Raw genomic sequence first — 26,333 nt, 5'->3', positions numbered from 1 at the left:
GCATCCGTCATTGCCGGGCTTGACCCGGCAATCCATCCCCTTCGCAAGAGTCTTCCCGAAGCGCGATGGATGCGCGGGTCAAGCCCGCGCATGACGAGCGGTGAGCGGGACTACATGTTCAACACACGACCATAGGCGTCGAGCACGGCTTCCTTCATCATCTCCGACAGGGTCGGATGCGGGAAGATGGTGTGCATCAGCTCTTCCTCGGTCGTCTCGAGGTTCATCGCGACGACATAGCCCTGGATCAGCTCGGTGACCTCGGCGCCGACCATGTGCGCGCCGATCAGCTGTCCGGTCTTCTTGTCGAAGATCACTTTGACGAGGCCCTGGTCCTCGCCGAGCGCGATCGCCTTGCCGTTGCCGACGAAGGGAAAGCGGCCGACACGGATGTCGCGGCCCTGCTCTTTCGCCTTGGCTTCTGTGAGGCCGACGGAGGCGACCTGTGGGTGGCAATAGGTGCAGCCCGGAATGAGGCTCTTGTCCATCGGATGCGGATGCAGGCCCTTGATCGCCTCGATGCAGACCACGCCCTCATGCTCGGCCTTGTGCGCCAGCATCGGGGGACCTGCGACGTCGCCGATCGCGTAGAGGCCGGGCACGTTGGTCTTGCCGTAGCCGTCGATCACGATGCAGCCGCGGTCGGTCTTCACGCCGAGCTTTTCCAGGCCGAGATTCTCGATGTTACCGACGACGCCGACCGCCGAGATCACGCGGTCGAACTCGGTCGTCTCGATCTTGCCCTTGCCGTCGTCGATCGTCGCCACCACGCTGTCGCTCTTCTTGTCGAGCTTGGTGACCTTGGCGCCGGTCATGATCTTCAAGCCCTGCTTCTCCAGCTGCTTGCGGGCGATGCCGGCGATCTCGGCGTCCTCGACGGGGAGGATCTGCGGCAGCACCTCGACCACCGTGACCTCGGAGCCCATGGTGCGGAAGAACGAGGCGAACTCGATGCCGATCGCGCCGGAGCCGACCACGAGCAGCGACTTCGGCATCTTGTCCGGCACCATCGCCTCGAAATAGGTCCAGACCAGCTTCTTGTCCGGCTCGATCCCCGGCAGCACGCGCGGCCGCGCGCCGGTGGCGACGATGATGTGCTTGGCCTGGTAGGTGCCCTCGCCCAGCGCGCCCTTCGGCGCCTCGACGTCGGACTTCGTCACGGTGATCTTGCCGGGCGCGTCGATGTTGGCGCGGCCCCAGATCACCTGCACCTTGTTCTTCTTCATCAGGAAGCCGACGCCGTCGGCAAGTCGCTTGGAGACGCCGCGCGAGCGCTGCACCACCGCCTTCGGATCGTAGGAGATCTTCTCCGCCGACAGGCCATAATCCTTGGCATGCTGCATGTAGTGATAGATCTCGGCCGAGCGTAAGAGCGCCTTGGTCGGGATGCAGCCCCAGTTCAAGCAGATGCCGCCGAGATGCGTCTTCTCGATGATCGCGGTCTTGAAGCCGAGCTGGGCGGCGCGGATCGCGGTGACGTAGCCGCCCGGGCCGGAGCCGATGATGATGACGTCGAAGGATGTGTCGGCCATGACGGCTCCGATCTCAACTTAGTTGTCATCTCGTAGGGTGGGCAAAGGCGCGGAGCGCCGTGCCCACCGTCTCACGAGCTTGCGATGTGGTCGGTGGGCACGCTGCGCTTTGCCCACCCTACAAGTGTTCTATTGGTATGACGGGCATGAGCCTTGCGGCTCACACCATCATCATCACGGGGTTCTCGATCAGCTGCTTGAAGGCGCCGATCAGCTCGGCGCCGAGCGCGCCGTCGATGGCGCGGTGGTCACACGACAGGGTCACGCTCATCATGCTGGCGATCTCGATCTTGCCGTTGCGCACGACGGGTCGCTCCTCTGATGTGCCGACCGCAAGGATTGTCGCATGTGGCGGGTTGATCACCGCGGTGAAGTGCGTGATGCCGTACATGCCGAGGTTCGACACGGCGGTGGTGCCGCCCTGATATTCCTCCGGCTTCAGCTTGCGCGAGCGGGCGCGCGCGGCAAAGTCCTTCATCTCGTTCGAGATCGCCGACAGCGTCTTGGTCTCGGCTTTGCGGATGATCGGGGTGATCAGGCCGCCCGGCATCGCCACGGCAACGCCGACGTCGGAATGCTTGTGCTTGACCATGCCGCCTTCGGTCCAGCTGACGTTGCAGTTCGGGATCTTCTGCAGCGCCACCGCCATCGCCTTGATGACGAAGTCGTTCACCGAGAGCTTGTAGAGCGGCTTCTTCTCCTTGTCCTTCGGCGCAGCCGCATTGATCTCCTCACGCGCAGCCAAGAGCTTGCCGATGTCGCAGTCGATCGTGAGATAGAAATGCGGAACGGTCTGCGTCGCCGCGGTGAGGCGCTGCGCGATGGTACGGCGCATGCCGTCATGCGGGATGACCTCGTAGGAGCCCGGCTCGAACAGCGCCAGGATCTGCTTGTCCGACATCGATGGCGCCACGGCCGGCGCGCCCCCGGCAGCGGGAGCAGCCGTCGGCGCGGCCTTCAGGCCCTTGCCAGACTTGGCCTCCTCGACGTCGCGCGCGACGACGCGGCCATGCGGGCCGGTGCCCGTAATGCGGCCGAGATCGATGCCGGCATCCTTGGCAAGGCGCCGCGCCAGCGGTGACGAGAAGATGCGCTCGTGACCATTGACCTGGGGGGCAGCAGCCGCAGGAGCGGCTGGCGCGGGAGCCGCAGCCGGCTTCGGCGCGGGCGCGGCAGCAGGTGCTGGCGCAGCGGCGGGGGCCGCAGACGCCGTCGGCTTGGCTTCGGCCGCCGGCGCAGCGGCCGCCGGCGCGCCGCCCGCGGCCTTCACGTCCTCGCCCTCACCGGCGAGCACCGCGATCACGTCGTTGACCGGGACGTCCTGCGTGCCCTCGGGCACCAGGATCTTGGCGAGCGTGCCTTCGTCGACCGCCTCGACTTCCATCGTGGCCTTGTCGGTCTCGATCTCGGCGATGACCTCGCCCGACTTGACCTGGTCGCCTTCCTTCTTGAGCCAACGAGCGAGGTTGCCCTTCTCCATCGTCGGCGACAGCGCGGGCATCAGAATGTTGATCGGCATGATCAGTGACCTTGTTTCGACCTGGGGCTGGTGGTGCCCGTGTCAGTCGGCCGAGCCAGCTCGGCTTCGAACATCTCGACGATGCGCTGCAGCGCCTCGTCTTCGGAATAATCGCTCTCGCGCGCATAGGCGCGCGCAGCATGTCGGGCCACGTCGACCAGGAGCAGCCCCCACACGTCGGGCTCCTCGAACGCGCGCTGGAAGGCGATCGAGAGCCCGCCATCGAGCACGAAGGCGCGCAACACTTCGGTTGCGTCCTCGCGGCCGACGACGTCGGGCGGCAGCGGCTGCTCCTTGGGTCCGGCCATCTGGGATGTCCCTTAGCGGTAGCAGACGGATTTTGCGGCCTGCACGACCTCCGCAGCCGACGGCAGCGCGAGCTTCTCGAGATTCGCGGCATACGGCATCGGCACGTCCTTGCCCGAGACGCGCGTCACCGGCGCATCGAGATAGTCGAAGGCGTGCTCCATGATCCGCGCGGCGATCTCGGCGCCGACGCCGCTCTGCGCCCAGCCCTCTTCCACCGTGACCGCACGCCCGGTCTTCTTGACCGAGGCGATGATGGTGTCGGTGTCCATCGGACGCAGCGTGCGCAGGTCGATGACCTCGGCCTCGATGCCCTCCTTGGCGAGCTCATCGGCGGCCTTCAGCGCGTAGGTCATGCCGTTCGACCAGGAGATGATCGTGACGTCCTTGCCGGTGCGGGCAATGCGCGCCTTGCCGATCGGGATGATGTAGTCGTCGAGCTTCGGCACCTCGCCGGAGTGACCGTACAGCACCTCGTTCTCGAGGAAGATCACCGGGTTCGGATCGCGGATCGCGGCCTTCAGCAGGCCCTTGGCGTCGGCCGCGGAGTATGGCGCGACGACCTTGAGGCCAGGGATGTGCGAATACCAGGACGAGTAGTCCTGACTGTGCTGCGCGGCGACGCGGGCGGCGGCGCCGTTCGGACCGCGGAACACGATCGAGCAGCCCATCTGGCCGCCGGACATGTAGAGCGTCTTGGCGGCGGAGTTGATGATCTGGTCGATCGCCTGCATGGCGAAGTTGAAGGTCATGAACTCGACGATCGGCTTCAGGCCGGCCATCGCGGCACCGACGCCGATGCCGGCGAAGCCGTGCTCGGTGATCGGCGTGTCCATCACGCGGCGGGCGCCGAACTCCTGCAGCAGGCCCTGGGTCACCTTGTAGGCGCCCTGATATTCGGCGACCTCCTCGCCCATGATGAAGACGTCGCCGTCCCGGCGCATCTCCTCGGCCATGGCATCGCGCAGCGCCTCGCGGATGGTCTGCGTCACCATCTCGGTGCCGGCCGGGACTTCCGGATCGGGCTCGGCGACGCTCTGCGGCGCGGCCACGCCGGTCGGCGCGGGCGAGGCCTGCACGGAGACACCAGCGTCAGCCGGCGGCGCCGATTGCGCGGCTTTCATCTCGGCGGCGGGCGCCGAGGCCTTGCCGAGATCGGCCGCCGTCTCGCCATCGGCGAGGATGGTCGCGATCGGCGTGTTCACCGCGACGTCGGCGGTACCTTCGGGGATCAGGATCTTGCCGAGCGTGCCCTCGTCGGTCGCCTCGACCTCCATCGTCGCCTTGTCGGTCTCGATCTCGGCGATCACGTCACCCGACTTGATCGCCTCGCCTTCCTTCTTCAGCCATTTGGCGAGGTTGCCCTTCTCCATCGTGGGCGACAGCGCAGGCATCAAAACTTGAATAGGCATATCAGCTCCAGAGAAATCAGCTTGCGCGCGCGATTAGCGATAGACGTCGGTGTAGAGCTCGGCGGCATCCGGCTCGGGATCGGCCTGCGCGAAATCGGCGGCCTCGTTGACGATCTTGCGCACGTCGGCATCGATCGCCTTGAGATCCTGCTCGCTGACCTTGGCCGCCAGCAGGCGGTTGCGCACCTGCTCGATCGGATCCTGGTCGTGACGGACCTTCTCGACCTCCTCGCGCGTGCGGTACTTGGCCGGGTCGGACATCGAGTGGCCGCGATAGCGATAGGTCTGCATTTCCAGGATGTAGGGCCCCTTGCCCTCGCGGCACCAGGCGACAGCCTTCTCGCCGGCGGCCTTCACGGCGCGGACGTCCATACCGTCGACCTGCTCGCCCGGGATGTTGAAGGAGATGCCGCGCTTGGAGAAGTCGGTCTGCGCCGAGGCGCGCGACACGGCCGTGCCCATCGCATAGCGGTTGTTCTCGATGACGTAGATCACCGGCAGCTTCCAGAGCTCCGCCATGTTGAAGCTCTCATAGACCTGGCCCTGGTTGGCCGCGCCGTCGCCGAAATAGGCGACGCTGACCGAATCGTTGCCGCGGTAGCGGTTGGCGAGCGCCAGCCCCGTGCCGAGCGAGACCTGGGCGCCGACGATGCCGTGGCCGCCGAAGAAGTTCTTCTCCATGCTGAACATGTGCATGGAGCCGCCCTTGCCCTTGGAGTAGCCGCCGCGGCGCCCCGTGAGCTCGGCCATGACGCCCTTGGCATCCATGCCGGTCGCCAGCATGTGGCCATGATCGCGATAACCGGTGATGACCTGGTCGCCCTGCTTCAGCGCCATCTGCATGCCGACCACCACGGCCTCCTGGCCGATGTAGAGATGGCAGAATCCGCCGATCGCACCCATGCCATAAAGCTGACCCGCCTTCTCCTCAAAGCGGCGGATCAGCAGCATGTCGCGCAGCGCAGCCAGCTCTTGCTCCCTGGTGAATTCCGGCGGCGGGCCGTTGTCTCTGTCCTGCCCTTGTTCCTTTGCGGCGGTTTTCTTCGGTGCGGCCATGGCAATTCCGGATGAGAGAAAAAGTAGCTTTCTCTAGCTCAACTCCATGGCACGTAAAAGGACCGCGTGAACCACCATTCACTTTGCTTTTGCCGCAGTGCAACGAAGGCGAAATTTTAGAAATCGAACAGGCGGATTTTTGAAACGAAGATTGGTTGCGCGCGATGGCTCGGTCATCTTGATGCGCTCGGCTGGCCCGGAGGTCTCGCCCCATCGCTGTATTCCACGCTGCACGGGTGGAGGGTCGAGCTCCGCCCGAAAGCGTGGGACCTGCCTCCGAAAGCGGCAGAGCAAAGGCCGCACCGGGGGGCGCAGACGAGGGCCGCTTCGGGCGGAGTTATCGCTCGCCGCCTTCGTAGTCCTACGGAGACAATTTCAGCCGGCGTAAACCAACGGCTCGCACTGTATTGCCACGCAGCAATGGCGCTGCGGACTTTTCGGAAGTGCAACATGGTGCTGACCATCCCTCGCCGCTTCGGCATCCTCGTCGCCGTTTCGATTGCCATCTGCATCGCGGCCATCGCCAGTCAACTGCTGAGCGCCCGCTCGGCTCTTCTGGACGAACGCAAGACGGCCATCGTCGGCCAGGTGCAATCGGCCGTGTCGATCGTGAAGGCGCTGGCCGCCGAGGTTCAAAAGGGAACGCTGACCGAAGCCGAGGCGCAGACCCGCGCGAAAACGACGCTGCGCAACATCCGCTATGGCAAGAACGACTACATCTTCGTCTACAAGCCGGATGGAGAGAATATCGTTCTCGGTCCCCGCCCGGATTGGGAAGGAAAGAACCTCAGCAACGAGAAGGACGCCAATGGCCTGTTCTTCGTGCGCGAGCTGGTCGCCTCGGGTCTGCGCGACGGTGGCGGCTTCACCGACTACATGTTCGCCCGCGCCGGCAGCACCGTCCCGGTCGCCAAGCTCGGCTATACGTTGAAGGCCGATCCCTGGAATTGGATCGTGGGCACAGGCGTCTATGTCGACGATCTCGACGAGATGTTTTACGCGTCCGTGAAGACCGCGCTGGTCTGGGCTGCAGGACTGATCGCACTGCTGTGCGTGACCGCTCTCACCATTGCGCGCGCACTGGTGCGGCCGCTGCAGGCCATCACCCGAGTGATGACCGAACTCGCGACCGGCAACCTTGCCGTGGACGTCGCTGGTGCCGAGCGGCGCGACGAGCTCGGCGAGATGGCGCGGGCGGTCGAGGTGTTCAAGGTCAATGCCGAGGCGCGCCAGCGGCTCGAAGCCGAGCAGAAGGAGCAGGAAGGCCGGCTCGCTGCTCAGCGCAAGGCCGACACCGAACGCCTCGCCAACGAGTTCGAAAGCTCGGTCGGCAGCATCATCGACACCGTCTCCTCGGCGGCAGCCGCGCTCGAGACCTCCGCCAAGTCCCTCACCTCGACCGCGGACAGGTCCCAGGGGCTGGCGACCGTGGTTGCCAACGCCTCCGGCGACGCCTCCAACAACGTGCAGTCGGTGGCCGCCTCGACCGAGGAGATGTCGTCCTCCGTCAATGAGATCAGCCGGCAAGTGCAGCAATCGGCGGCGATCGCGAACGAGGCCGTGGCGCAGGCGCGGCGGACCAACGAGCGCGTCGGCGAATTGTCGCAGGCCGCCGCCCGCATCGGCGACGTCGTCGAATTGATCAACACGATCGCGGGCCAGACCAACCTGCTGGCGCTGAATGCGACCATCGAGGCGGCGCGCGCCGGTGACGCCGGCCGCGGCTTTGCGGTGGTCGCCTCCGAGGTCAAGGCGCTGGCCGAGCAGACCGCCAAGGCGACCGACGAGATCAGCCAGCAGATCGGCGCGATCCAGTCGGCGACACAGCATTCGGTCACGGCCATCCGGGACATCGGCGACACCATCGGGCGCATGTCCGAGATCGCCTCGACCATTGCCGCGGCCGTCGAGGAACAGGGCGCGGCGACGCAGGAGATCTCGCGCAACATCCAGCAGGCCGCGCAGGGCACGCGCCAGGTCTCGGCCAACATCGCCCAGGTGCAGCGCGAGGCGAGCGAGACCGGATCGGCCTCATCGCAGGTGCTCAATTCCGTGCAGTGCCTGTCGCAGGACAGCCAGCGGCTGAAGCTCGAGGTCAGCCGTTTCCTGGCGTCGGTCCGCGCCGCCTAGCTGAGGGATCTCCGAAAGCCGGCCCGGCAGCGGGCCGGCTGTTCGGCGAGGCCGCTTGAAACGGCTGGTCGCTACGGACGGTTGATCCGGATCAGGTCGTGCGGATTGGCATAGCCGAGCTGAAATCGCGCGCGCTCGTCGAGCATGTCGGGATCGACCCGGTCGGAGCGCAGCAGCGACACGCGCTTCTCACCCTCGGCGCGCTCCTGCTTCAGCCGCATCAGCTCGGAGGTGAGAGAGATGATCTCCTGGTCGAGCTCCTGGCGGGCATTGAGGCCGTAGCGGCCGGTATAGGCGTTGATGCCGAAATAGCCGATGATGGCCGCCGCCATCGTGTAGAGGGCGAGCCCGGTGAGGAAGGATTTCAGGCGTGCGCGGGAGACCATGGCCGGCAGAATGCTGCGCCCCGGTTAAGGAAACGCTAACCCTGCGCCTCCCGCTCCGCGCTCAGGTGCGGTAGGCCGGCTCCTCGGCGTCCAGCGTCCGCTTGACCGCCTCGAGATGCAGCCGCGCCGATTCTGCGTCGCCATCGCGCATCTGGCGATAGGCCGCCTCGGCGATGTCGGGCGCGACCGGCACCACTTTGCGACCGGTCGACAGCGCCAGGCACTGCACCTGGCAGGCGCGCTCCAGATAATACAGATCGTCCCAGGCCTCCGCGATGGTCGGCGCCAGCACCATCACGCCATGATGCTTCATGAAGACGATATCGGCATCGCCGATCGCCCCCGCGATGCGGTCGCCCTCGCGGTTGTCGAGCGCCAGCCCGTTATAGTTCTCGTCGACGGCGGTGCGGCCGTAGAACTTCAGCGCGGTCTGGCCGGCGAAGATCAGCGGTGGCCCCTCGGTCATCGACAGCGCGGTCGCATAGGGCATGTGGGTGTGGAAGGCGACCTTGGCCCGCGGCAGCGCCTTGTGGATGCGGGCGTGGATGTAGAAGGCGGTCGCTTCGGGCTGGCCGTCGCCGGAGACGACGTGGCCGTCGAAATCGCACACCAGGAGCTTCGAGGCGGTCAGCTCGCGGAAGGCGTAGCCGTAGGGATTGACGATGAAGAGGTCGTCATAGCCGGGCACCAGCGCCGAGAAATGGTTGCAGATGCCCTCCTCCAGCCCGTGCCGCGCCGCCATCCGGAAGCAGGCGGCGAGATCGACCCGCGCTTGCCAGACCGCTTCGCTGTCGAATTTCGGCTGGTTCGGTCCCGGCTTTGAGGAACTGGCGGGCGTGAAGGAATGGGCCATGGCGTGTCCTCGAGGTCGCGCATCGTTGCGCAGGTCACCGACCACGCCTTGAAAACGGATCGGGCAAGGCGCGTCAACGCCCTGCCCGTTATACCCGTTATGCCCTGGGCATACCCGTTATGCCCTGAGCGACCGCGCCACGCGGTCGCGCGAGCGTCAGCCGTTCTGCTTGGCCACGAAGGCCGCGAACGCGTCGAGATATTGCTGCAGCACGGTCGTCAGCGAGTCCTTGACCAGCTCACCCTTGTCGTCGAACGCGTCGCCGACGCCGTTCAGATAGATCTCCGGCTGGCCCATGACCGGACCCGAAATGCCCGGCATGATGTTCTGCAGATGCTTCGCGGCAGCGACGCCGCCCAGCGGGCCCGGCGAGTTCGAGATCAGGCCGACCGGCTTGCCGAGGAACGAGCTCTGGCCATAGGGGCGCGAGGCGATGTCGATCGCGTTCTTCAGCACGCCGGGAATCGAGCGGTTGTATTCCGGGGTCAGGATCAGAACGCCGTTCGAGGCCTTGAGCTTGTCGCGGAACGCGAGCCACTCGGCCGGCGGATTGGCTTCGACATCCTGGTTGAAGAACGACAGGCCTTCCGGCGTGACCACCTCGATCTTGAGGCTGGCCGGCGCCAGCTTGGCCATCGCCTTGGCAATCTTGAGCGTGAAGCTCTCCTTGCGGAGACTGCCGACGAGGGCGACGATGGAGTATGGGGTGGCCATGGAGGCATCCTTCTGCATTGAACCGTTGGCGGACCTTAAGCGTCCCGCGCAGTTTCATGCAAGTGCATGAACATCCACCGCCAGGAAACGCAGTGTTTCCCGAACGCGCCGCAGGCGCTCAAGGCCGCCCCGTCACTCCAGTGTTCACTCAGTGTTGAAGAAGACGCCGTAGCACTCGTTGGTCACGGTCGTCGGGATGGCCTGGGCCTGCGGCGAAATTGGCTTGGGCACCGCGACGACCTTCCATCGGCCGGCCTTGTTCAGCCAGAATTTGCGGGTCGACGTCGCGATCTGGCGTTCGGAGTATTTGGTGGCCGGCCACATCATGATGAATTTCGGCTTCGGCGGCGCGACCTCCTGCCAGAGGCCGAGGCCGTCGGATGGCGCGTACCACAGGTGCCATTCGATCTTCTGAAACTCATGATGCGCGACGACCACCTGGACGACGGAATTGACCTTCGCCGCGTGCCAACCGATCTCCGCGGGCGAGAGCAATTCACAGCTTGTATGCAGCGGCTCCTGAACGTGGAGCAGATCATCCTTCTGGCCCGGTGAGAGCAGGCCCGGCGAGGCCGGCGTCCCCGCATTGGGGTCGTTGGCGGCCGAGGCGCAGATCGGCACGCCGGACGAGCCCTGCCCGGTCCAGGGATTGTGACTGCAGGTGACATGGCGAGACAACGTTCCGCCGGTGGTGGTCGCCGTTTCCTCGGCGAGGCCGGTTTCGCGGTCCCACGTGCCCGTGAACTTCGTCGTCTTGGTCGGCGGACAGGCCGTGGTCGAACCGGAGGTCCACCAATGCGTCGCCTCGAGCTCGTAGAGCGAGTAGCGGGGTTGCGGATAGTAGACCGCCTTGACGCCGGTGAGCGCATGATGCGCGACGCAGCCCCAGCCCTTGGTGTCGAGCCAGCAGACCAGCGGATAGCTTTCGCTCGGCCAGCATCCCGCGCGGGCCGGCGACGAGAACCCCAATGTGAGACTCATGATGGCCGCGGCGAGAAGGTACCCACGCATGATCTCCTCCCAGGTCGAGATCCTGGAAGGGACGCTGCGCCCGGCAAGGGCGCAACGCCTTGATCGGCATCAACCGTTTCGCGAGGCCCGGCTAGACCGCACGCGCTGCGACCGCGCTAACCGGCTGGCTGCTCGCGCAGCACACGGACGAATTCCGCCACGGCCTGATGTGTCAGCCAGATGGCCTGACCGTCGACCGGCTGCGCCCAGCTCGACAGCTTGGCGATGACGATCCTGTTGGCGGCATCGACGAACAGGTTCTGGCCGTGAATGCCCATCGCGAACATCAGCTGCGGCTCGTCATTGATGACGTACCAGCCGCTGCGGTAGTGCATGTTGCGGCTAATGGCGGCGAAGCTGTCGCGCCACTGGCCGTCGCGCCAGGCCTGGACGTCGCCGTTCTGCCTGATGTCGTCGAGCCAGCCTTGCGGGATGATCGCGTGCGAGCCGCGCCGGCCGCCGGACAGCACGAGCTGGCCGAGCCGGGCGAAGTCGCGCAGGGTCGTGCAGAAGCCGCCGGTGCAGCGGGGCGCGCCCTTGCGATCGACGGTGATGAACGTCTCGCCGCTCGCCCCCAACGGCTGCCACAGCAAGGTGCCGACGAGGCTCGCGAAGCTGCGGCCGGTGGCGCGCTCGATCGCCCAGCCCAGCAGATCGGTGTTGGAGGAGACGTAGCTGAAGGCGCCGCCATGGGGCTGGGCCTGCGCGCGCATCGTCGCGAAGAAGTCGTGCAGGTTCGGCGTCGTGCCTGATGCCACCGGCTCCCAGCCGGCGGCGTCGGCATAGGCCTGCAGGCCGGCGGCATCGAACACGATGCCGGCGCGCATGTCGGTGAGCTGACGGATCGTCGCGCCGCGATAGGCCGTGCCTGCGACCTCCGGCACGTAGCGCGTCACCTCGGCATCGATGTCGATCTCGCCGCGCTCGGCGAGGATACCGAGCATCAGGCCGGTGATCGACTTGGTCGCGGACATCAGGATGTGCGGCGTGTCGCGATCGTTGCCGCCTTCATAGTGCTCGAAGACGATACGGCCGTCGCGCAGGATCAGCAGCCCATCGGTCGCGGTCGCCTTCAGGAAGCCCTCGAGATCGAGCGTGCCGCCTTTCGGCAGCTTGAGGCGGAAATCCTCGAAGGAAACAGGGCTCGCCTGCAGCGGCCAGGCACTGCCCGGCGCGCTCGCGATATCCGCGACCGGGAGGATGGAACGGACGTTGTGAAACGCCCAACGGCTGTACGGCGCGGTGCGCCAGTTGGAGAGGTCTGGGGTGGCGGGAGACGGATCGGTCGGCATGCGAGGCCCTGCGGACTGCGAAGCGTCCGACATAGGCGGTCATGGCGACGGGGGAAAGCCCGAAATACCGCATATGCAAAAACGAACAGGCCGCCCGGAGGCGGCCTGGCACAGTCTCTCCTCCGTCATTGCGAGCGGAGCGAAGCAATCCAGGGCTCGGTCGGGACTCTGGATTGCTTCGTCGCGGAGCCTGTCATCGGGCCGCGCTTCGCGCGGACCCGTTGGCTCCTCGCAATGACGAAAGTTAGAGCACCGGATTCCACGGCGCCGGGATCAGCCGGTACTTGGCGCCGTCCTTCTCGACATAGCCGACCGAGGGGAACGAGAAGTGGAAGCCGATCACCTTGGCCTTCTCGGCGGCGACCATGTCGTAGAATTTGTGCCGCGTCTCCTGGGCCTGCGCCGCATCGGTGTCGAACATCACATGCCAATCGGGATTGCGCAGGAACAGCTCGGGGATGTTGGTCACGTCGGACTGGATGAACACCTTGGCATTGCCCGAGGCGACCGCGAATGAGGTGTGGCCCGGCGTGTGACCGGGGGTGGCCAGCGCGGTGATCCCGGGCGCGACCTCCTTGTCCCACTCGTATTGCGTGACCTTGGTCTCCAGCCCACCGAACACCTTCTTGAAGTTGGCGAAGTTGCCCTTCATCAGGTCCGACGCCGCCTTGGCGGCGTTCTCGTCGCTGTTCCAGAACGCCCACTCCACCGAGGGCACCTTGAGCTCGGCATTCGGGAATGCCAGCGAGCCGTCGGCGAGCCGGAGGCCGTTGATGTGGTCGCCATGCATGTGCGAGAGCACGACGATGTCGATCGCCTTCGGATCGATGCCGGCAGCGGTGAGGTTCTGCTGCAGACGGCCGACCGCGCCCTTGCTGGCCTCGAAGGCGCCTGCGCCGTTGCCGGTGTCGATCAGGATCAGCTTGGAGCCGGTATTGATCAGCTGCGGATTGAAGGGGATGGTGATCATGCCCTTCGGCATGTAGGCGCTCTCGGCCGCTGCCAGCGCCTCGTCCTTCGGCGTGTTGACGACGAACTTGTCGGGCATCGGGAAGGTGCGCGCGCCGTCGTTGATCGAGGTGCACTCGTAGTCGCCGACCTTGTAGCGGAAGAAGCCGGGCGCCTGGGCGCCGGCCGGCGCCGTGGCCGCGCGGGCCTGCGTGCCTGCGTGCCTGCGAGCGACGGCAGCGTGCCGGCGGCGCCGGCCAGCGCGGCACCGGCCAGGAAGCGACGGCGATCCAATTGTGTCATCAGAAATCTCTCCTCAGAGGTGTCAGCGGCCAGCACCGCCGCGAACCAAGACGGCGCGGATTGTCTTCGGCCGCAGGCCAAAGGCAAGCCCGTCCGCAACGTCCGAGGCGCGGCGTTAGGTCACTTATCTTTGTTGGGGTCGATGAGGAATTTTTCGCCAGTGGCCCGTTTGGCGTACACGGCAAGGTTGGCCGGATCGAGCGCCTCGGCCAGCGAAACCACCTTGGTGTAGTGGCTGGCGAAGGTGGTCTTGAGCTCCTCGACGACGCGCTGGCGCAGCCGCTCGGAATCCGCCTTGCCGATCTTCATCAGGAACGGAAACAGCAGCCAGCCGCCGACGCTCCAGGTCATGCCGAAGCCGCGCGTGATCTCGGTCGGCCTGAGGTCGAGACCGCCGTAGATGTAGACCTGCTTGTGCACGGCCGAGCCGTAGCGGCTGTAGGGATATTTGCCCGACTTGTTGATCGCCGCTTCCATCGCATTGAGGATCTGGCCGGCGAGCTTGCCGCCGCCGATCGCATCAAAAGCGATGGTCGCGCCGGTCTCGACCAGCGCCGCCGTCAGTTCGTCCATGAAGGTCGGCGAGGTCGAATCCACGACATACTTCGCGCCGATGCCGCGCAGCAGCTCGGCCTGTGCCTGGCTGCGCACGATGTTGACCAGCGGGATGCCGTCCTTGAGGCAGATCTTGTTGAGCATCTGCCCGAGATTGGACGCGGCCGCGGTGTGTACCAGCGCGGTGTGCCCCTCGCGCTTCATCGTCTCGGTCATGCCGAGCGAAGTCAGCGGATTGACGAAGCAGGACGCGCCCTCTTCCGGCGTCGTGCCGGCCGGCAGCGGCAGGCACTCGGAGACCTTCAGGCAGCGATACTGGCTGTACATCGCGCCGCCGATCGCGGCGACCGTGCGGCCCATCAGCGCCTTGGCGGCGTCCGACGAGCCGGTCTTGACCACCACGCCGGCGCCCTCATTGCCGATCGGCAGGGACTCGTCGGCCCGGGCCGCCATCGCCCGCATGCCGGCCTCCGGCACCTTGGCCGTGATCACCGGACGATCCTTAGTGCCCGACGCTTGCATGGTGGAGAGGTCGGCCGCACCGACGAGCAGGCCGAGATCCGACGGATTGATCGGCGCCGCCTCGATGCGCACCACCACCTCGTCGGGCCCCGGCTCAGGGGTGTGCACGTCGACCAGCGACAGTTCGAGCTCACCGCTGCGCTTGATCAATGTCCGCAGTTGCAGGCCGGTCTCGCCACTCATACGCGCCTCCCTTTCTTTGTTACAGAACGATCCGTTTTGTTGGTCGAAGAGCCGGCCGCGGTCTCCGTTCACCTCTCCCGAAGGGAGAGGTCGGATTGCATCGCCAGATGCAATCCGGGTGAGGGGTTACAAATTATCTGGCAGCCCTTCACCCGGCGCTTCGCGCCGACCTCTCCCCAGCGGGGAGAGGTGAACTGAAATCGCGGCAGGCGTTTCGATTCAACAAGAACACATGGCGCTCTAGTTCAGGCTCAGGCCAGCGCCTTGAGCGCCGCGCGGCCGGCATACTTGGCCTGTGCGTCCAGCTCCTGCTCGATGCGCAGCAGCTGGTTGTACTTGGCGGTGCGGTCGGCGCGCGCCAGCGAGCCGGTCTTGATCTGCCCGCAATTGGTGGCGACCGCGAGATCGGCGATGGTGGAATCCTCGGTCTCGCCGGAGCGGTGCGACATCACGGCGGTGTAGCCGGCCTTGTAGGCCATCTCGACCGCGGCGAGCGTCTCGGTCAGCGTGCCGATCTGGTTGACCTTGATCAGGATCGAGTTGGCGCGGCCGTTGCGGATGCCGTCCTCGAGACGGTTCACATTGGTGACGAACAGATCGTCGCCGACCAGCTGGCACTTGGATCCGATCAGGTCGGTCAGCTCCTTCCAGCCGTCCATGTCGTCCTCGGACATGCCGTCCTCGATCGAGCAGATCGGATAGCGCGCGACGAGGTCGGCGAGATACTTGGCCTGCTCCGAGCGCGAGCGGGACCTGTTCTCGCCCTCATAGACATACTTGCCGTCCTTGAAGAACTCGGTCGCGGCGCAGTCCAGCGCCAGCATCACGTCCTCGCCGGCGGTATAGCCGGCCTTGCCGATCGCGCTCATGACGAAGTCGAGCGCCGCGTCCGCCGACGGGAGGTTCGGCGCGAAGCCGCCTTCGTCGCCGACATTGGTGTTGTGGCCGGCCTTCTTCAGCTCGCCCTTCAACGTGTGGAAGATCTCCGAACCGCAGCGCAGCGCCTCCGCAAAGGTCGGCGCGCCCACCGGCATGATCATGAATTCCTGGAAGTCGATCGGGTTGTCGGCATGGACGCCGCCATTGACGATGTTCATCATCGGCACCGGCAGCGTGCGCGCCGAGGTGCCGCCGACATAGCGATACAGCGGCATGTCGTAGGAGATCGCCGCGGCCTTGGCGCAGGCGAGCGAGACGCCGAGGATGGCGTTGGCGCCGATCCGGCTCTTGTTCTCGGTGCCGTCGAGCTCGATCAGGATCTGGTCGATCTGGACCTGGTCCTGCACCGACATGTCGGCCAGGGCCTCATAGATCTCGTCATTGACCGCTTCGACCGCCTTCTGGACGCCCTTGCCGAGATAGCGGTGCTTGTCGCCGTCGCGCAGTTCGACCGCCTCGTGCGCGCCGGTCGAGGCGCCCGAGGGAACCGCGGCGCGGCCGACCGAGCCGTCCTCCAGCACGACGTCGACCTCGACCGTGGGATTGCCGCGGCTGTCCAGGATTTCGCGGCCGATGATGTCGACGATGGCGGTCATGGGGTCCTCGTGAGACGTTTCTGGGTGGGCTTTGCTGCGCCGCTTCTACCGCAAGGTCACGGGGGCGAAAAGGCCACCTGAGGCGGAAATCACGAAGCGGATGACGCGGACGCTCCGATTGGCTAAACGGGCGCCTCTGCGGCAGGTGACACGACACATGGCGAAAAAATCCAACCCATCCCTGACATCGGCAGGCCTCCAACTGGGCCGCGAGGTCGCGCCCCCCGACAGCCCGGAGGCTGCTAGGCTCGACCGCGTTCCCAACCCGCAGAAGGACACCGATTACCTGGCCCGCTTCACCGTGCCGGAATTCACCTCGCTGTGCCCGGTGACGGGCCAGCCGGACTTCGCCCATCTCGTGATCGATTACGCCCCCGGCCCCTGGCTGGTGGAATCCAAGTCACTCAAGCTGTACTTCGCGAGCTTCCGCAACCACGGCGCCTTCCACGAGGACTGCACGGTCGCCATCGGCAAGCGCCTGACGGCCGAGATCAAGCCGAAATGGCTGCGCATCGGCGGCTACTGGTACCCCCGCGGCGGCATCCCGATCGACGTGTTCTGGCAGACCGGCAAGCTGCCGAAGGGCCTGTGGGTGCCGGACCAGGGCGTGGCGCCATATCGCGGCCGCGGCTGAGCGATCGATCGGCCGCGCCTCAATACGCGGCAAAGCCGTCGAACTTGGCCTTGTAGGTTGCCGGACAAAGCACCTCGAACGTATTGATGATCTCGGGCGTCCTGCAGGCGCTGCAATTGCCGACGATCTTTTCGTTGCGATGATCTTTCCAGTCGGTGCGGATCGACTTCTTGTTGCCTTCGCCATTCGACTGGGGCTCGCCGGTGCCGACCAGCGAGTAGTTGCCGAACTCCGTGTAGACAGTGTTTTTCGAGCACATCGCCCGCCGCTTGGACGGCTTGCCGTCATTGAGGTCCATGACCTGCTTGGCGCACCGCGCCACTTCCGCCGGATTGATGTCGTCAGGCGGCGGCTCGCGCAGACACCTCTCGATCGCGTCGTCGAGCTCGATCCGGAACGTGACCTCCGCTTTGTCGCTGTCCGGATCGGAGAGGGTCAGAATGGTCGCATCCCCCCGGTGCGAGCTGAGCAGGATCTTGGCCGGCGCGCTGGCGGCGCTACGCGGACCTTCGGACCTGCCTTCGGATCTGGCCGTCGGCTGCGCCAGCGCCTGATGGAAACTCCCCGCCAAGATCGCGACAACCAACAACCAACGCCAGGACTGCTTCACTGCTGCTCCCCCTGCTGCGAAGCGACTCTAGCGAGAACAAATGAGAAACGCAAGTCGATATAACCTAGGGTTGTGGTAACTGCTCGACAGGATGACCATGAACGTACTCAAATCGCGACCCGGCCCCGCTGATGGGTGCACCGTCACCTTCACACCATGTCGCTGAGATTGTTGCACCTCACTTGGGCGTATAGCCCGGCACTGTCAACGTAATCGTCCTGCACGTTGCCGGACAACGTGACGGAGATAGTTACGTGGATGCTTCTCAGATTTACAGCGCCGTACCCACCATCAACAATCTGTCCACGATCGCTGCTGTGGCTTTCGTCGTGCCCACCTATTTCGTCGCTGTCCGCCCCCTGACCTACAGGCTGGCATTGTCGGCCGGAATCATCGGCGGCTGCCTGACATTTCTAACCGTCACGATTGGGACGCTCACCTATCCAACGTCGCAAAATGCCAGCGTTCCCTTTATCTTTCTCTACTTCTCGCCACTGACCCTCGTGCTGCTCGTCTTGCTTGCGGAGATCAAGCGCATAAGCCGAGCTCGACTCTGGAGCACGGTGGTCCTGATTTGCGGCATTGCCAATTGGGCGGGAATATCTCTGCTTGTTCTGGCTCTCACGCCGTAGACTCAGCGATTTTCAGCTGAGCAGGTCTTTCTTAGTCTCAGCCCTGCACCGCACCACGGAACAACTCTTCTCGCGTCCTGCCCCGTTGCCCCTGAGTTGCCCGACGGGCGCGCTCCCGCTCGACGGTCTTGTTCCATGCGACTAGCAAGCCGCTGCTCCAGCAAACTAATTTCTGCCGCGCATTCAATCCGATGACGCCGGTCAGACCTCCCGGGAGAAACATTCCTCTTTCGTTTTATCAGAATATGTGTTTGACTGTCTCCGTCCCGTCTCGATCAGAGGGGCGCTTCGCGGTCGTCACGGACGTTGAGGCGGGATGCGGTGGGTGTGTCGGGTTCGCAGCGTGATCAGTCATGCGGACGAACGAACCTGATGCGCCGGCGAAGTCGTATGGTCCTGGCCTCCCGACGCTGAGGTCACGCTGGCGGTGATGATGATCCGCCGGTCACGGGGGCAAGACAGCCCGGTCCCCGGGGAGAGTACGTATAAGCCGCCCAACCATCGCGCGGGGAATGCCGGGATGTCTCGGCTGAACCTGTGGTACCTGCCGCCTGCATTTTTTTCCGCAGGCGGGCCATGGGGGCGGCCAGCTCCCGGCATTCCCCGTGCCCTCTTCGAAGGAGAAGGGCATGTCCAAAGGCAAGGCTCGGACGCCGATGCGCCGCGAGAAGGCGGCGGTGTGTCCTGGGGCGCATAGCCAAGCCGAGCACAGATGTCTCAGCCGCGCATGTTCAACATCGAGAGCAAGAAAGGGCGCCCTCGCTCTCGCTGGCGGCGAAAGGGGCGGACGATGGGCGTGTTGCGCTCGGCTCTCTCCACGTCGTCATGCCCGGGCTTGTCCCGCCTGCGCGGCCGAAGCCGCTTCGGCGCGGCGAAGGCCCGGGCATCCACGTCCTTCTCAGCGTGCCGGATGACGTGGATGGCCGGGACAAGCCCGGCCATGACGGAGCAACAAATCAGTAGGCTTTCCTGCAGCGACGGCCCCAAGTCTTCGAATACAAAAGGCCTGCACTCGCGGCTCAAACGACCGTCACGTCGTCGCCGCATCCGCGGGCGGACGCTGCCGCAGCAGCGCGGCGCAGGCGAAGCCGAGGGCGACCATCAGGGCGCCTGCGATGAACAGGGTCGGCTGCTTGCCGCCATGCACGACGCCGAAGCCATAGGCGATCGGGCCGACGGTCTGGCCGAGGAAGAAGAAGAACGAGTGCAGCGACATCGCGGTGGCGCGGGCGCCGATCGACAGTTCGCTGGCGAACACCTGCAGGCAGCCGTGGATCATGTAGAAGCCCCAGCCCATCATCAGCATGCAGGCGAATTGCAGCTTCCAGGACGGACCGAACGACAATGCGGCAAGCTGCACGCCGACCAGCGCGGCGCCGACGATCATCATGCCCTTGACGCCGAGCCGCGGCAGGAAGTTCGACACGGTGGCCGTGTAGAACAGGCCGCCGACGGCGAAGCCCGCGATGACGATGCCGGCGATCGACAGCGAGGTCTCGCCGAGGTCGAACAGGAACGAGGCGATGAACGGAAACAGCCCGAATACGCAGCAGCCCTCGACGAACACCGCCGAGTAGCAGAAGCGCGTGTTCGGGTTCCTGAAGATGATGCCGTAGCCCTTCTTCAAGGTGGCGAGATCGGTGGTCGCCGCGTGCGTCACCTTGGCGCCGCGAAAACCGGCGGCGACCGCGAAGGAGGCGATCAGGCCGAGCGCGCCCAGGATCGCGAGCACGCCGCGCCAGCCGATGAAATCGCCGATGATGCCGGACGCGGTGGCGCCGAGCAGGTTGCCGGCCATCGAGCCCGCCAAGGTGCGGCCGATCGCGACCTGGCGCTTGTCGGGCGCGACGAGATCGGCGGTCAGTCCGAGCGCGACCGGAAACACGCCGCCGGAGGCGATGCCGGCGAGGATGCGGGTGGCGAACAGCAGCGGGAACGAGGTCGCAAGCGCGCCGAGCACGCTGGCCACGCCGAGCAGCGCGAGGCACAAGGTCATCAGCCGCGCCTTGCCGAACAGATCGGCGGCGGCGCCGATCGCCGGCTGGATCAGCGCGTAGATCAGCGCGTAGCCCGCGGCGATCCCGGCTGCGGTCGCGATGCTGATCGAGAAATCCTCGGCAACATGCGGCAGCACCGGATCGAGCGCCCGCGTCGACAGCGCCGCGGAGAAGCCCGCCAAGGCGATGATGTTGACGGCCGGCGGAAACTTGCTGTCGGGCTTGCTGTCAGACGGCTTGGCGACGTGCTGGTGCATCAGGACGCGGCGTCCGCCGCCTGCCCCTTCGCGAGCTTGTCGAACGCCATCAGCGTCCGCAGCAATCCCTCGAACTGCGCCAGCGGGACCATGTTCGGTCCGTCGGAGGGCGCATGATCGGGATCGGGATGCGTCTCGATGAACACGCCGGCGACGCCGACCGCCACGGCCGCGCGTGCGAGCACGGGCACGAATTCGCGCTGGCCCCCCGACGAGGTGCCCTGCCCACCCGGCTGCTGCACCGAATGCGTTGCATCGAAGATCACCGGCGCGCCGGTCATCCTCGCCATGATCGGCAGCGACCGCATGTCCGAGACCAGCGTGTTGTAGCCGAACGAGACGCCGCGCTCGGTCGCGAGCACGTTGGGATTGCCCGCGCCGGTGATCTTGGCCACCACGTTGGCCATGTCCCAGGGCGCCAGGAACTGGCCCTTCTTGACGTTGACGACCTTGCCGGTCGCCGCCGCCGCGAGCAGCAGGTCGGTCTGCCGGCACAGGAACGCCGGGATCTGCAGAATGTCGACCGCCTGCGCCACCTCGGCGCATTGGCTGGCGTCATGCACGTCCGTCAGCACGGGCAGCCCAAGCGACGATCGGATCTCGGCGAAGATCGGCAGCGACTGGGCGAGCCCAAGCCCGCGGGCCGCCGAGCCGCTGGTGCGGTTGGCCTTGTCGAACGACGTCTTGTAGACGAGACCGATGTTCAGCCGCGTCGCGATCTCCTTCAGGGCCGAGGCAACCTCGAGCGCGTGGCCCCGGCTCTCGAGCTGGCAGGGGCCCGCGATCACCGCGAGCGGCAGGTCGTTGCCGAAGCGAACCGAGCCTGCGGTCACGATCGGGGCGGCAGTGGTGGCTGTGGTCATGGTCACGATCCCCTCAGGTTGCGCCGGACCATGCCCAGCATGGCCCGCCTGATCAAGGCGCATTCGCCCAGGGGAATGGCAGGGTTGCGGGGATCGGTCATCCCCGCCCCGCTCCGGGCTCTATTTCAGCGCCGAGAACGCCGTCGGCACCAGGAACTGGCTGGTGATGTTGGCGACGATCTGGCCGTCCTCCTCGCTCTTGGCCCGCGCCGCGATCCACTCCGGATTGGTCATGAACGCGGTCCATTTGGTCTCGCGCTCGGCGAGCGATTCCCAGGCGAGGAAATAGGTCAGGTCCTGGTTGGATTCGCCGATCAGGGTGGTGAAGAAGCCCACCGGGCGGATGCCGTGCGTCTCCCACAGCTTCAGCGTCGTGTTTTCGAAGCGCTTCAGCAGCGCCGGCAGCCGGCCGGGAATGCAGCGATAGATGCGGCTCTCGTAGATCATCTGATCCTCCCTGATCTGTTTTTCTCAACCAAGGAGCGTTGTCGCAACAATCGCTGCGGCCGTCAAAGGCGTAGTGGCCACTACATTTCGCGCTGCCCGGAACGATGTTCGCCCCTCACGCCGAGGAGCGCGCCCCTTGGCGCGCATCTCGAAGAGCGAGGCCCCGGACCTTGGCCTCATGGTTCGAGACGCATCGCATGGGCGACGCTCCTCACCATGAGGGTTAAGTGCGGAAATCGGCGGTGCACGTTGTCTGCGAGCAGCTTGTTCTCGCCCGTTGCAGCTGGCTCAAACCAACCGCGACTGCACCACCGCGGCCTGGATGAACGACGCAAACAGTGGGTGCGGCTCGAACGGACGCGACTTCAGCTCGGGGTGGAATTGAACACCGATGAACCACGGATGGTCCTCGTACTCCACGATCTCCGGCAGCACGCCGTCCGGCGAGAGACCAGAGAACTTCAGGCCGTGCTGCTCCAGCCGATCCTTGTAGGCGGTGTTGACCTCGTAGCGGTGGCGATGCCGCTCGGAAATCTCGGTCGCGCCGCCGTAGACCTCGGACACGCGGCTGCCGCGCTTGAGCGCCGCAGGATACGCGCCGAGCCGCATCGTGCCGCCGAGATCGCCGCTCTTCGAGCGCTTCTCGAGCTCGTTGCCGCGCAGCCACTCGGTCATCAGGCCGACCAGCGGCTCCCTAGTCGGACCGAACTCGGTCGAGTTCGCCTCCGTGATCCCGACGAGATTGCGCGCGGCTTCGATGACCGCCATCTGCATGCCGAAGCAGATGCCGAAATACGGCACGTCGCGCTCTCGCGCGAATTGCGCCGCACGGATCTTTCCTTCCGCGCCGCGCTGGCCGAAGCCGCCGGGCACCAGGATGCCGTTGACGTGCTCGAGGAACGGCGCGGGGTCCTCGTTTTCGAACACCTCGCTCTCGATCCAGTCGAGCTTGACGCGGACCTTATTGGCGATGCCGCCATGCGACAGCGCCTCGATCAGCGACTTGTAAGCATCCTTCATGCCCGTGTACTTGCCGACGATCGCGATCGTGACATCGCCTTCCGGATTGCGGACGCGCTCGTTGATCGTGTGCCAGCTGGCGAGCGCTGGCGGCACCCGCGGCTCGATGCCGAACGCGGCCAGCACCTCGCCGTCGAGACCGGCGGCGTGATAGGCCTCCGGCACGGCGTAGATGTTGTCGACGTCGCGCGCCTCGATCACCGCGCTCTCACGCACGTTGCAGAACAAGCCGAGCTTGCGCCGCTCCTCCTTCGGGATCTCGCGATCGGTGCGGCACAGCAGGATATCCGGCTGGATGCCGATCGAGCGCAGCTCCTTGACCGAGTGCTGCGTCGGCTTGGTCTTCAATTCGCCGGCGCTCGGGATGTACGGAAGCAGCGTGAGGTGGATGTAGATCGCGTGGTCGCGCGGCAGATCGTTCTTGAGCTGGCGGATAGCCTCGAAGAACGGCAGGCCCTCGATGTCGCCGACCGTACCCCCGATCTCGACCAGCACGAAATCATACTCGTCATTGCCCGACAGCACGAATTCCTTGATCGCGTTGGTGACGTGCGGGACGACCTGGATGGTCGCACCGAGATAATCGCCGCGGCGCTCCTTGGTCAGGATGTCCTGATAGATGCGGCCCGTGGTGATGTTGTCGGCCTTGGTCGCGGGCCGCCCGGTGAAACGTTCGTAATGGCCGAGATCGAGATCGGTCTCGGCGCCGTCATCGGTCACGAAGACTTCGCCGTGCTGATACGGCGACATCGTGCCTGGATCGAGGTTGAGATAGGGGTCGAGCTTGCGAAGCCGGACCTTGTAGCCGCGGGCCTGCAGCAGCGCGCCTAACGCGGCTGAAGCCAGACCCTTTCCGAGCGAGGAAACCACGCCGCCGGTGATGAAGATGTACCGCGCCATGGGACCCTACCTTTAATGCCGCTAGTGCGATTCGCCAAAACGAATCGTGGTCGGCCCGCAACGTTGTCGCGGGCCTGTGGGTTACGTCAAAATATGAATGGCCTCAGAGACTTGAGACCGCCTCCTGATGCAGGACGCCAATTGCGTTCCTGCATGGCTTCCCCGCGTTATTGCGACTGCGGGGCGGACGGAGCGCTCGGCGCCGCCGGTGCCTGCTGCTCGTCAGCCTTCTTCAGCTGGTCGAGCACGCCGCCGCTGCCCGGCGCCACCGGCGTCGCACCGCCGGACTGCGTCTGGCCGGGCACGGTGCCGAGAATCGACGTGGGCTTGCGCTCGAGGCCGGCAAGCCAGGTCAGCAGCAGGCTGGTGATGAAGAAGCCGACCGCCAGGATCGCCGTGGTGCGCGTCAGCAGGTTTGCCGTGCCGCGGCTCGACATGAAGCCGGCGCCGCCGCCCATGCCAAGGCCGCCGCCTTCGGACTTCTGCAACAGCACCGCGCCGATCAGGACGGCGACGATCATGAGGTGGATGACGATCAAGACAGTCTGCATGGTGACCTTCCGTCACAAGCCCTCGCTGGCCCCGACCGGGGGCCGGGATCGCGAGAGCTTCGCGGGCTATTCGGAAATTTGCGCGGTGTTACACGATCAAATCGGGCAACGCCACCCCGCAGATAATCGCAGCCGCGCTTCTCACAAGCGTGGAGACGGACAGCATCGGTCGCTCTTGAAAGGTGATCCCATATCCATTAATAGAGACGAATGGATCAAATAATTGACGACTTCAGCCAGCGGCTCGCTCGGCGTCTCCAGCTGGAACGGGACGGCCGCGGCTGGTCCCTTGCCGATCTTGCCGAGCGCTCGGGAGTCTCGAAGGCCACGATCAGCAAGATCGAGCGGGCAGAAGTGAGCCCGACAGCCGTGGTGCTCGTCAAGCTCGCGAGCGCCTTCGAGCTCACGCTGGCGGGCCTGATGCTCCGCGCGGAAGCCCAGCCGGAGCGCGTGTCGAGGGCCAGCGAGCAGCCGGTCTGGCGCGACCCCGACACCGGCTATCTCAGGCGCCAGGTGTTCCTGCGCCCGGACCATCCGGTCGAGCTCGTGTCCGTGGAGATGCCCGCCGGGCGCAGCGTGACCCTGCCGGCCTCGTCCTACATCCACATCCGCCAACTGCTCTGGGTTCAGAGCGGACGCCTGACGATCATCGAAGGCGCCGAGCGCCATGAGCTTGGGCCCGGCGACTGCCTCGGCTTCGGCCCGCCGATCGATACCACCTTCGCCAATGAGACCGACGCGCCCTGCACCTATGTGGTGGCGCTTGCCCGGAGTTGAGAATGTCCGCGATTCGAATTGCAGCGCTGTCCGACACCCCGGCTATTCGCGCCGGGCTCAATGAGATGTTGATCGAGACGGTCGCGAATGGCGGCTCGGTCAGCTTCATGCACCCGCTCGGCACCGACGATGCTGACGCGTTCTGGCGCGAGTCGTTGGCGAGCGCCGCGCGCGGCGAGCGGATCGTGCTCGGCGCGCTCGACGGCGAAACGGTGGTGGGAACCGTGACCTTGCAGCTCAAGCTGCCGCCGAACCAGCCGCATCGTGCTGAGATCGCAAAGATGATGACGCGCGTCAGCCATCGCAAGCGCGGGATCGCCACCGCCCTGCTGCGCGCGGCCGAAGCCCTGGCTCGCCAGCATGGACGGACGATGCTGGTGCTGGACACCGCCGAGGACGGCGGCGCCTCGGGGCTCTATGAGGGTCTCGGTTTCCAGTTGTCCGGAATCATTCCGGACTACGCGGTGAAGCCGCATGGCGGCCTCACGGGGACGATGATCTACTGGAAGCGGGTCGGAGGAGCAGCGTGAACCGCGGGTCCTCGCGCGATGTTCGAGAGCTGCTTCAACATCCCTTCGCAATCGCGAGAAAATCCGCAGCCTTCAGGCTGGCGCCGCCGACCAGCGCGCCGTTCACGTTCGCAACTGCCATCAGCTCGGCGGCATTGGAGGGCTTCACCGAACCGCCATAGAGGATCCGCATCTTCGCGCCCTCCCCCTTGAAGCGATCGGTCAGCAATTGCCGGATAAAGGCATGAATCTGCTCGACATCCCTCGCGGTCGGCGTCAGCCCGGTGCCGATCGCCCAGACCGGCTCATAGGCCACGACCAGATTGCCGGCCTGCGATCCCTCGGGAAGGCTGAGGTTGAGCTGCCCGCGCAGGATATCCAGCGTCTGCCCGGCGTCGCGCTGCTGCTGGGTCTCGCCGACGCAGACGATCGCCACCAGCCCGGCGCGCCACACCGCCTCGGTCTTCTGGTGCACCACGATATCGCTTTCACCATGATCGGCCCGGCGCTCGGAATGGCCAACGATGATGGCGCTCGCGCCAGCGTCGGCCAGCATCTCGGCCGAGAGATCACCGGTATGGGCGCCCGACGCCTTGGCGTGGCAATCCTGCGCGCCGACCGCGATCGCTTTGTTGCCGCGCGCCTTCTCGGTGAAGGCCGACACCAGGGTCGCCGGCGGACATACCAGCAGATCGGCCTTCGCCGCGACCTCGGCCGCGCCCGCCAGCATCGCCTCGAACTCGGCGATCGAAGCCCTCAGGCCATTCATTTTCCAGTTGCCGGCAATCAGGGGGCGGATGCGGTCGGTCATGGCAGGATTCCAGCAAGCGTTGTGACAGGAGATCGGCTAGCAGAGCCCCTGCAGGAGTACCAGAGCGG

Annotated in this window: 24 protein-coding genes and 1 pseudogene; 5 read left to right on the top strand and 20 right to left on the bottom strand. The window is 65.6% G+C overall.

Going from position 1 to position 26,333, the window contains the following annotated elements:
- Positions 1–110: 110 nt before the first annotated feature.
- From lpdA to pdhA, 5 genes are all read right to left on the bottom strand, one after another.
- Positions 111–1,532, bottom strand: coding sequence for a dihydrolipoyl dehydrogenase (gene lpdA, locus BRAD285_RS14625; RefSeq protein WP_006614384.1), 1,422 nt, complete (start codon positions 1,530–1,532; stop codon positions 111–113).
- A 160-nt stretch (positions 1,533–1,692) separates the two neighbouring features.
- The gene (locus tag BRAD285_RS14620; RefSeq protein ID WP_006614385.1) at positions 1,693–3,051 is read right to left on the bottom strand and encodes a pyruvate dehydrogenase complex dihydrolipoamide acetyltransferase; all 1,359 of its coding nucleotides are present in this window, start codon (positions 3,049–3,051) and stop codon (positions 1,693–1,695) included.
- A 2-nt stretch (positions 3,052–3,053) separates the two neighbouring features.
- Positions 3,054–3,359 carry a DUF5076 domain-containing protein gene (locus BRAD285_RS14615; protein ID WP_006614386.1) on the bottom strand — a complete coding sequence of 102 codons (306 nt, stop codon included), beginning with the start codon at positions 3,357–3,359 and terminating at the stop codon, positions 3,054–3,056.
- 12 nt (positions 3,360–3,371) lie between these two features.
- Complete coding sequence (locus BRAD285_RS14610; RefSeq protein WP_006614387.1) at positions 3,372–4,769, bottom strand: pyruvate dehydrogenase complex E1 component subunit beta; 1,398 nt, start codon at positions 4,767–4,769, stop codon at positions 3,372–3,374.
- A gap of 33 nt (positions 4,770–4,802) precedes the next feature.
- Positions 4,803–5,825, bottom strand: coding sequence for a pyruvate dehydrogenase (acetyl-transferring) E1 component subunit alpha (pdhA, locus tag BRAD285_RS14605; protein WP_006614388.1), 1,023 nt, complete (start codon positions 5,823–5,825; stop codon positions 4,803–4,805).
- Between the two features lie 450 nt (positions 5,826–6,275).
- Between pdhA and BRAD285_RS14600 the strand changes: the two genes are divergently transcribed.
- Positions 6,276–7,955: a methyl-accepting chemotaxis protein gene (locus BRAD285_RS14600; protein WP_244422342.1), complete on the top strand. Its 1,680-nt coding sequence runs from the start codon at positions 6,276–6,278 to the stop codon at positions 7,953–7,955.
- A 71-nt stretch (positions 7,956–8,026) separates the two neighbouring features.
- Here the strand turns inward: BRAD285_RS14600 and BRAD285_RS14595 are convergent, their stop codons facing one another.
- The 8 genes and pseudogenes from BRAD285_RS14595 to eno all read right to left on the bottom strand — a co-directional run bounded on the left by BRAD285_RS14595 (position 8,027) and on the right by eno (position 16,257).
- Complete coding sequence (locus BRAD285_RS14595) at positions 8,027–8,341, bottom strand: septum formation initiator family protein (protein WP_006614390.1); 315 nt, start codon at positions 8,339–8,341, stop codon at positions 8,027–8,029.
- 61 nt (positions 8,342–8,402) lie between these two features.
- Positions 8,403–9,194, bottom strand: a complete 792-nt coding sequence (locus tag BRAD285_RS14590) for an aldolase (RefSeq protein ID WP_006614391.1) — start codon at positions 9,192–9,194, stop codon at positions 8,403–8,405.
- A gap of 156 nt (positions 9,195–9,350) precedes the next feature.
- A complete protein-coding gene (locus BRAD285_RS14585) occupies positions 9,351–9,908 on the bottom strand; it encodes an NADPH-dependent FMN reductase (RefSeq protein WP_006614392.1) in 558 nt (185 codons plus the stop codon).
- A 144-nt stretch (positions 9,909–10,052) separates the two neighbouring features.
- On the bottom strand, positions 10,053–10,919 hold the full coding sequence (locus BRAD285_RS14580; RefSeq protein WP_006614393.1) for a hypothetical protein: 867 nt from the start codon (positions 10,917–10,919) through the stop codon (positions 10,053–10,055).
- Positions 10,920–11,035: 116 nt separating this feature from the next.
- Positions 11,036–12,211, bottom strand: coding sequence for a serine hydrolase (locus tag BRAD285_RS14575; RefSeq protein WP_006614394.1), 1,176 nt, complete (start codon positions 12,209–12,211; stop codon positions 11,036–11,038).
- A 244-nt stretch (positions 12,212–12,455) separates the two neighbouring features.
- Positions 12,456–13,462: pseudogene (locus BRAD285_RS14570) on the bottom strand (MBL fold metallo-hydrolase).
- Between the two features lie 120 nt (positions 13,463–13,582).
- Entirely contained in the window at positions 13,583–14,722 is a 1,140-nt protein-coding gene (locus tag BRAD285_RS14565; protein ID WP_006611351.1) for a zinc-binding dehydrogenase, read from the bottom strand.
- A 251-nt stretch (positions 14,723–14,973) separates the two neighbouring features.
- The gene (eno, locus tag BRAD285_RS14560; RefSeq protein ID WP_006611065.1) at positions 14,974–16,257 is read right to left on the bottom strand and encodes a phosphopyruvate hydratase; all 1,284 of its coding nucleotides are present in this window, start codon (positions 16,255–16,257) and stop codon (positions 14,974–14,976) included.
- A gap of 157 nt (positions 16,258–16,414) precedes the next feature.
- Between eno and queF the strand changes: the two genes are divergently transcribed.
- Positions 16,415–16,891 carry a preQ(1) synthase gene (gene queF / locus BRAD285_RS14555; protein WP_006611066.1) on the top strand — a complete coding sequence of 159 codons (477 nt, stop codon included), beginning with the start codon at positions 16,415–16,417 and terminating at the stop codon, positions 16,889–16,891.
- Positions 16,892–16,910: 19 nt separating this feature from the next.
- Here the strand turns inward: queF and BRAD285_RS14550 are convergent, their stop codons facing one another.
- Positions 16,911–17,462, bottom strand: a complete 552-nt coding sequence (locus BRAD285_RS14550; protein ID WP_244422148.1) for a hypothetical protein — start codon at positions 17,460–17,462, stop codon at positions 16,911–16,913.
- Between the two features lie 293 nt (positions 17,463–17,755).
- Between BRAD285_RS14550 and BRAD285_RS14545 the strand changes: the two genes are divergently transcribed.
- Positions 17,756–18,133 (top strand): hypothetical protein, encoded by a 378-nt coding sequence (locus BRAD285_RS14545; RefSeq protein WP_006611068.1) that lies wholly within the window; start codon positions 17,756–17,758, stop codon positions 18,131–18,133.
- Positions 18,134–19,163: 1,030 nt separating this feature from the next.
- Here BRAD285_RS14545 and BRAD285_RS14535 read toward each other — a convergent pair.
- The 5 genes from BRAD285_RS14535 to secG form a co-directional block, all read right to left on the bottom strand.
- Complete coding sequence (locus BRAD285_RS14535) at positions 19,164–20,387, bottom strand: MFS transporter (RefSeq protein WP_006611070.1); 1,224 nt, start codon at positions 20,385–20,387, stop codon at positions 19,164–19,166.
- Positions 20,387–21,250: a 3-deoxy-8-phosphooctulonate synthase gene (kdsA, locus tag BRAD285_RS14530; protein WP_035645736.1), complete on the bottom strand. Its 864-nt coding sequence runs from the start codon at positions 21,248–21,250 to the stop codon at positions 20,387–20,389. The genes BRAD285_RS14535 and kdsA overlap by 1 nt, the downstream gene beginning before the upstream one ends.
- 120 nt (positions 21,251–21,370) lie before the next feature.
- Positions 21,371–21,697, bottom strand: a complete 327-nt coding sequence (locus tag BRAD285_RS14525; RefSeq protein ID WP_006611072.1) for an NIPSNAP family protein — start codon at positions 21,695–21,697, stop codon at positions 21,371–21,373.
- 288 nt (positions 21,698–21,985) lie between these two features.
- Positions 21,986–23,617, bottom strand: a complete 1,632-nt coding sequence (locus BRAD285_RS14520; RefSeq protein ID WP_006611073.1) for a CTP synthase — start codon at positions 23,615–23,617, stop codon at positions 21,986–21,988.
- 167 nt (positions 23,618–23,784) lie between these two features.
- Positions 23,785–24,168 carry a preprotein translocase subunit SecG gene (gene secG, locus BRAD285_RS14515; protein ID WP_006611074.1) on the bottom strand — a complete coding sequence of 128 codons (384 nt, stop codon included), beginning with the start codon at positions 24,166–24,168 and terminating at the stop codon, positions 23,785–23,787.
- A 210-nt stretch (positions 24,169–24,378) separates the two neighbouring features.
- Between secG and BRAD285_RS14510 the strand changes: the two genes are divergently transcribed.
- Complete coding sequence (locus tag BRAD285_RS14510) at positions 24,379–24,945, top strand: XRE family transcriptional regulator (protein WP_006611075.1); 567 nt, start codon at positions 24,379–24,381, stop codon at positions 24,943–24,945.
- A gap of 2 nt (positions 24,946–24,947) precedes the next feature.
- Positions 24,948–25,475 carry a GNAT family N-acetyltransferase gene (locus BRAD285_RS14505; protein WP_006611076.1) on the top strand — a complete coding sequence of 176 codons (528 nt, stop codon included), beginning with the start codon at positions 24,948–24,950 and terminating at the stop codon, positions 25,473–25,475.
- 34 nt (positions 25,476–25,509) lie between these two features.
- On the opposite strand, the gene tpiA is transcribed toward BRAD285_RS14505, so the two are convergent.
- Entirely contained in the window at positions 25,510–26,265 is a 756-nt protein-coding gene (gene tpiA, locus BRAD285_RS14500; RefSeq protein WP_006611077.1) for a triose-phosphate isomerase, read from the bottom strand.
- Between the last annotated feature and the right edge of the window lie 68 nt (positions 26,266–26,333).

Origin of the sequence: Bradyrhizobium sp. ORS 285, assembly GCF_900176205.1 — a bacterium.
Taxonomy (GTDB): domain Bacteria; phylum Pseudomonadota; class Alphaproteobacteria; order Rhizobiales; family Xanthobacteraceae; genus Bradyrhizobium.
Note: the sequence above shows the minus strand (reverse complement) of the source record. Positions and strands in the feature narration are given on the sequence as shown.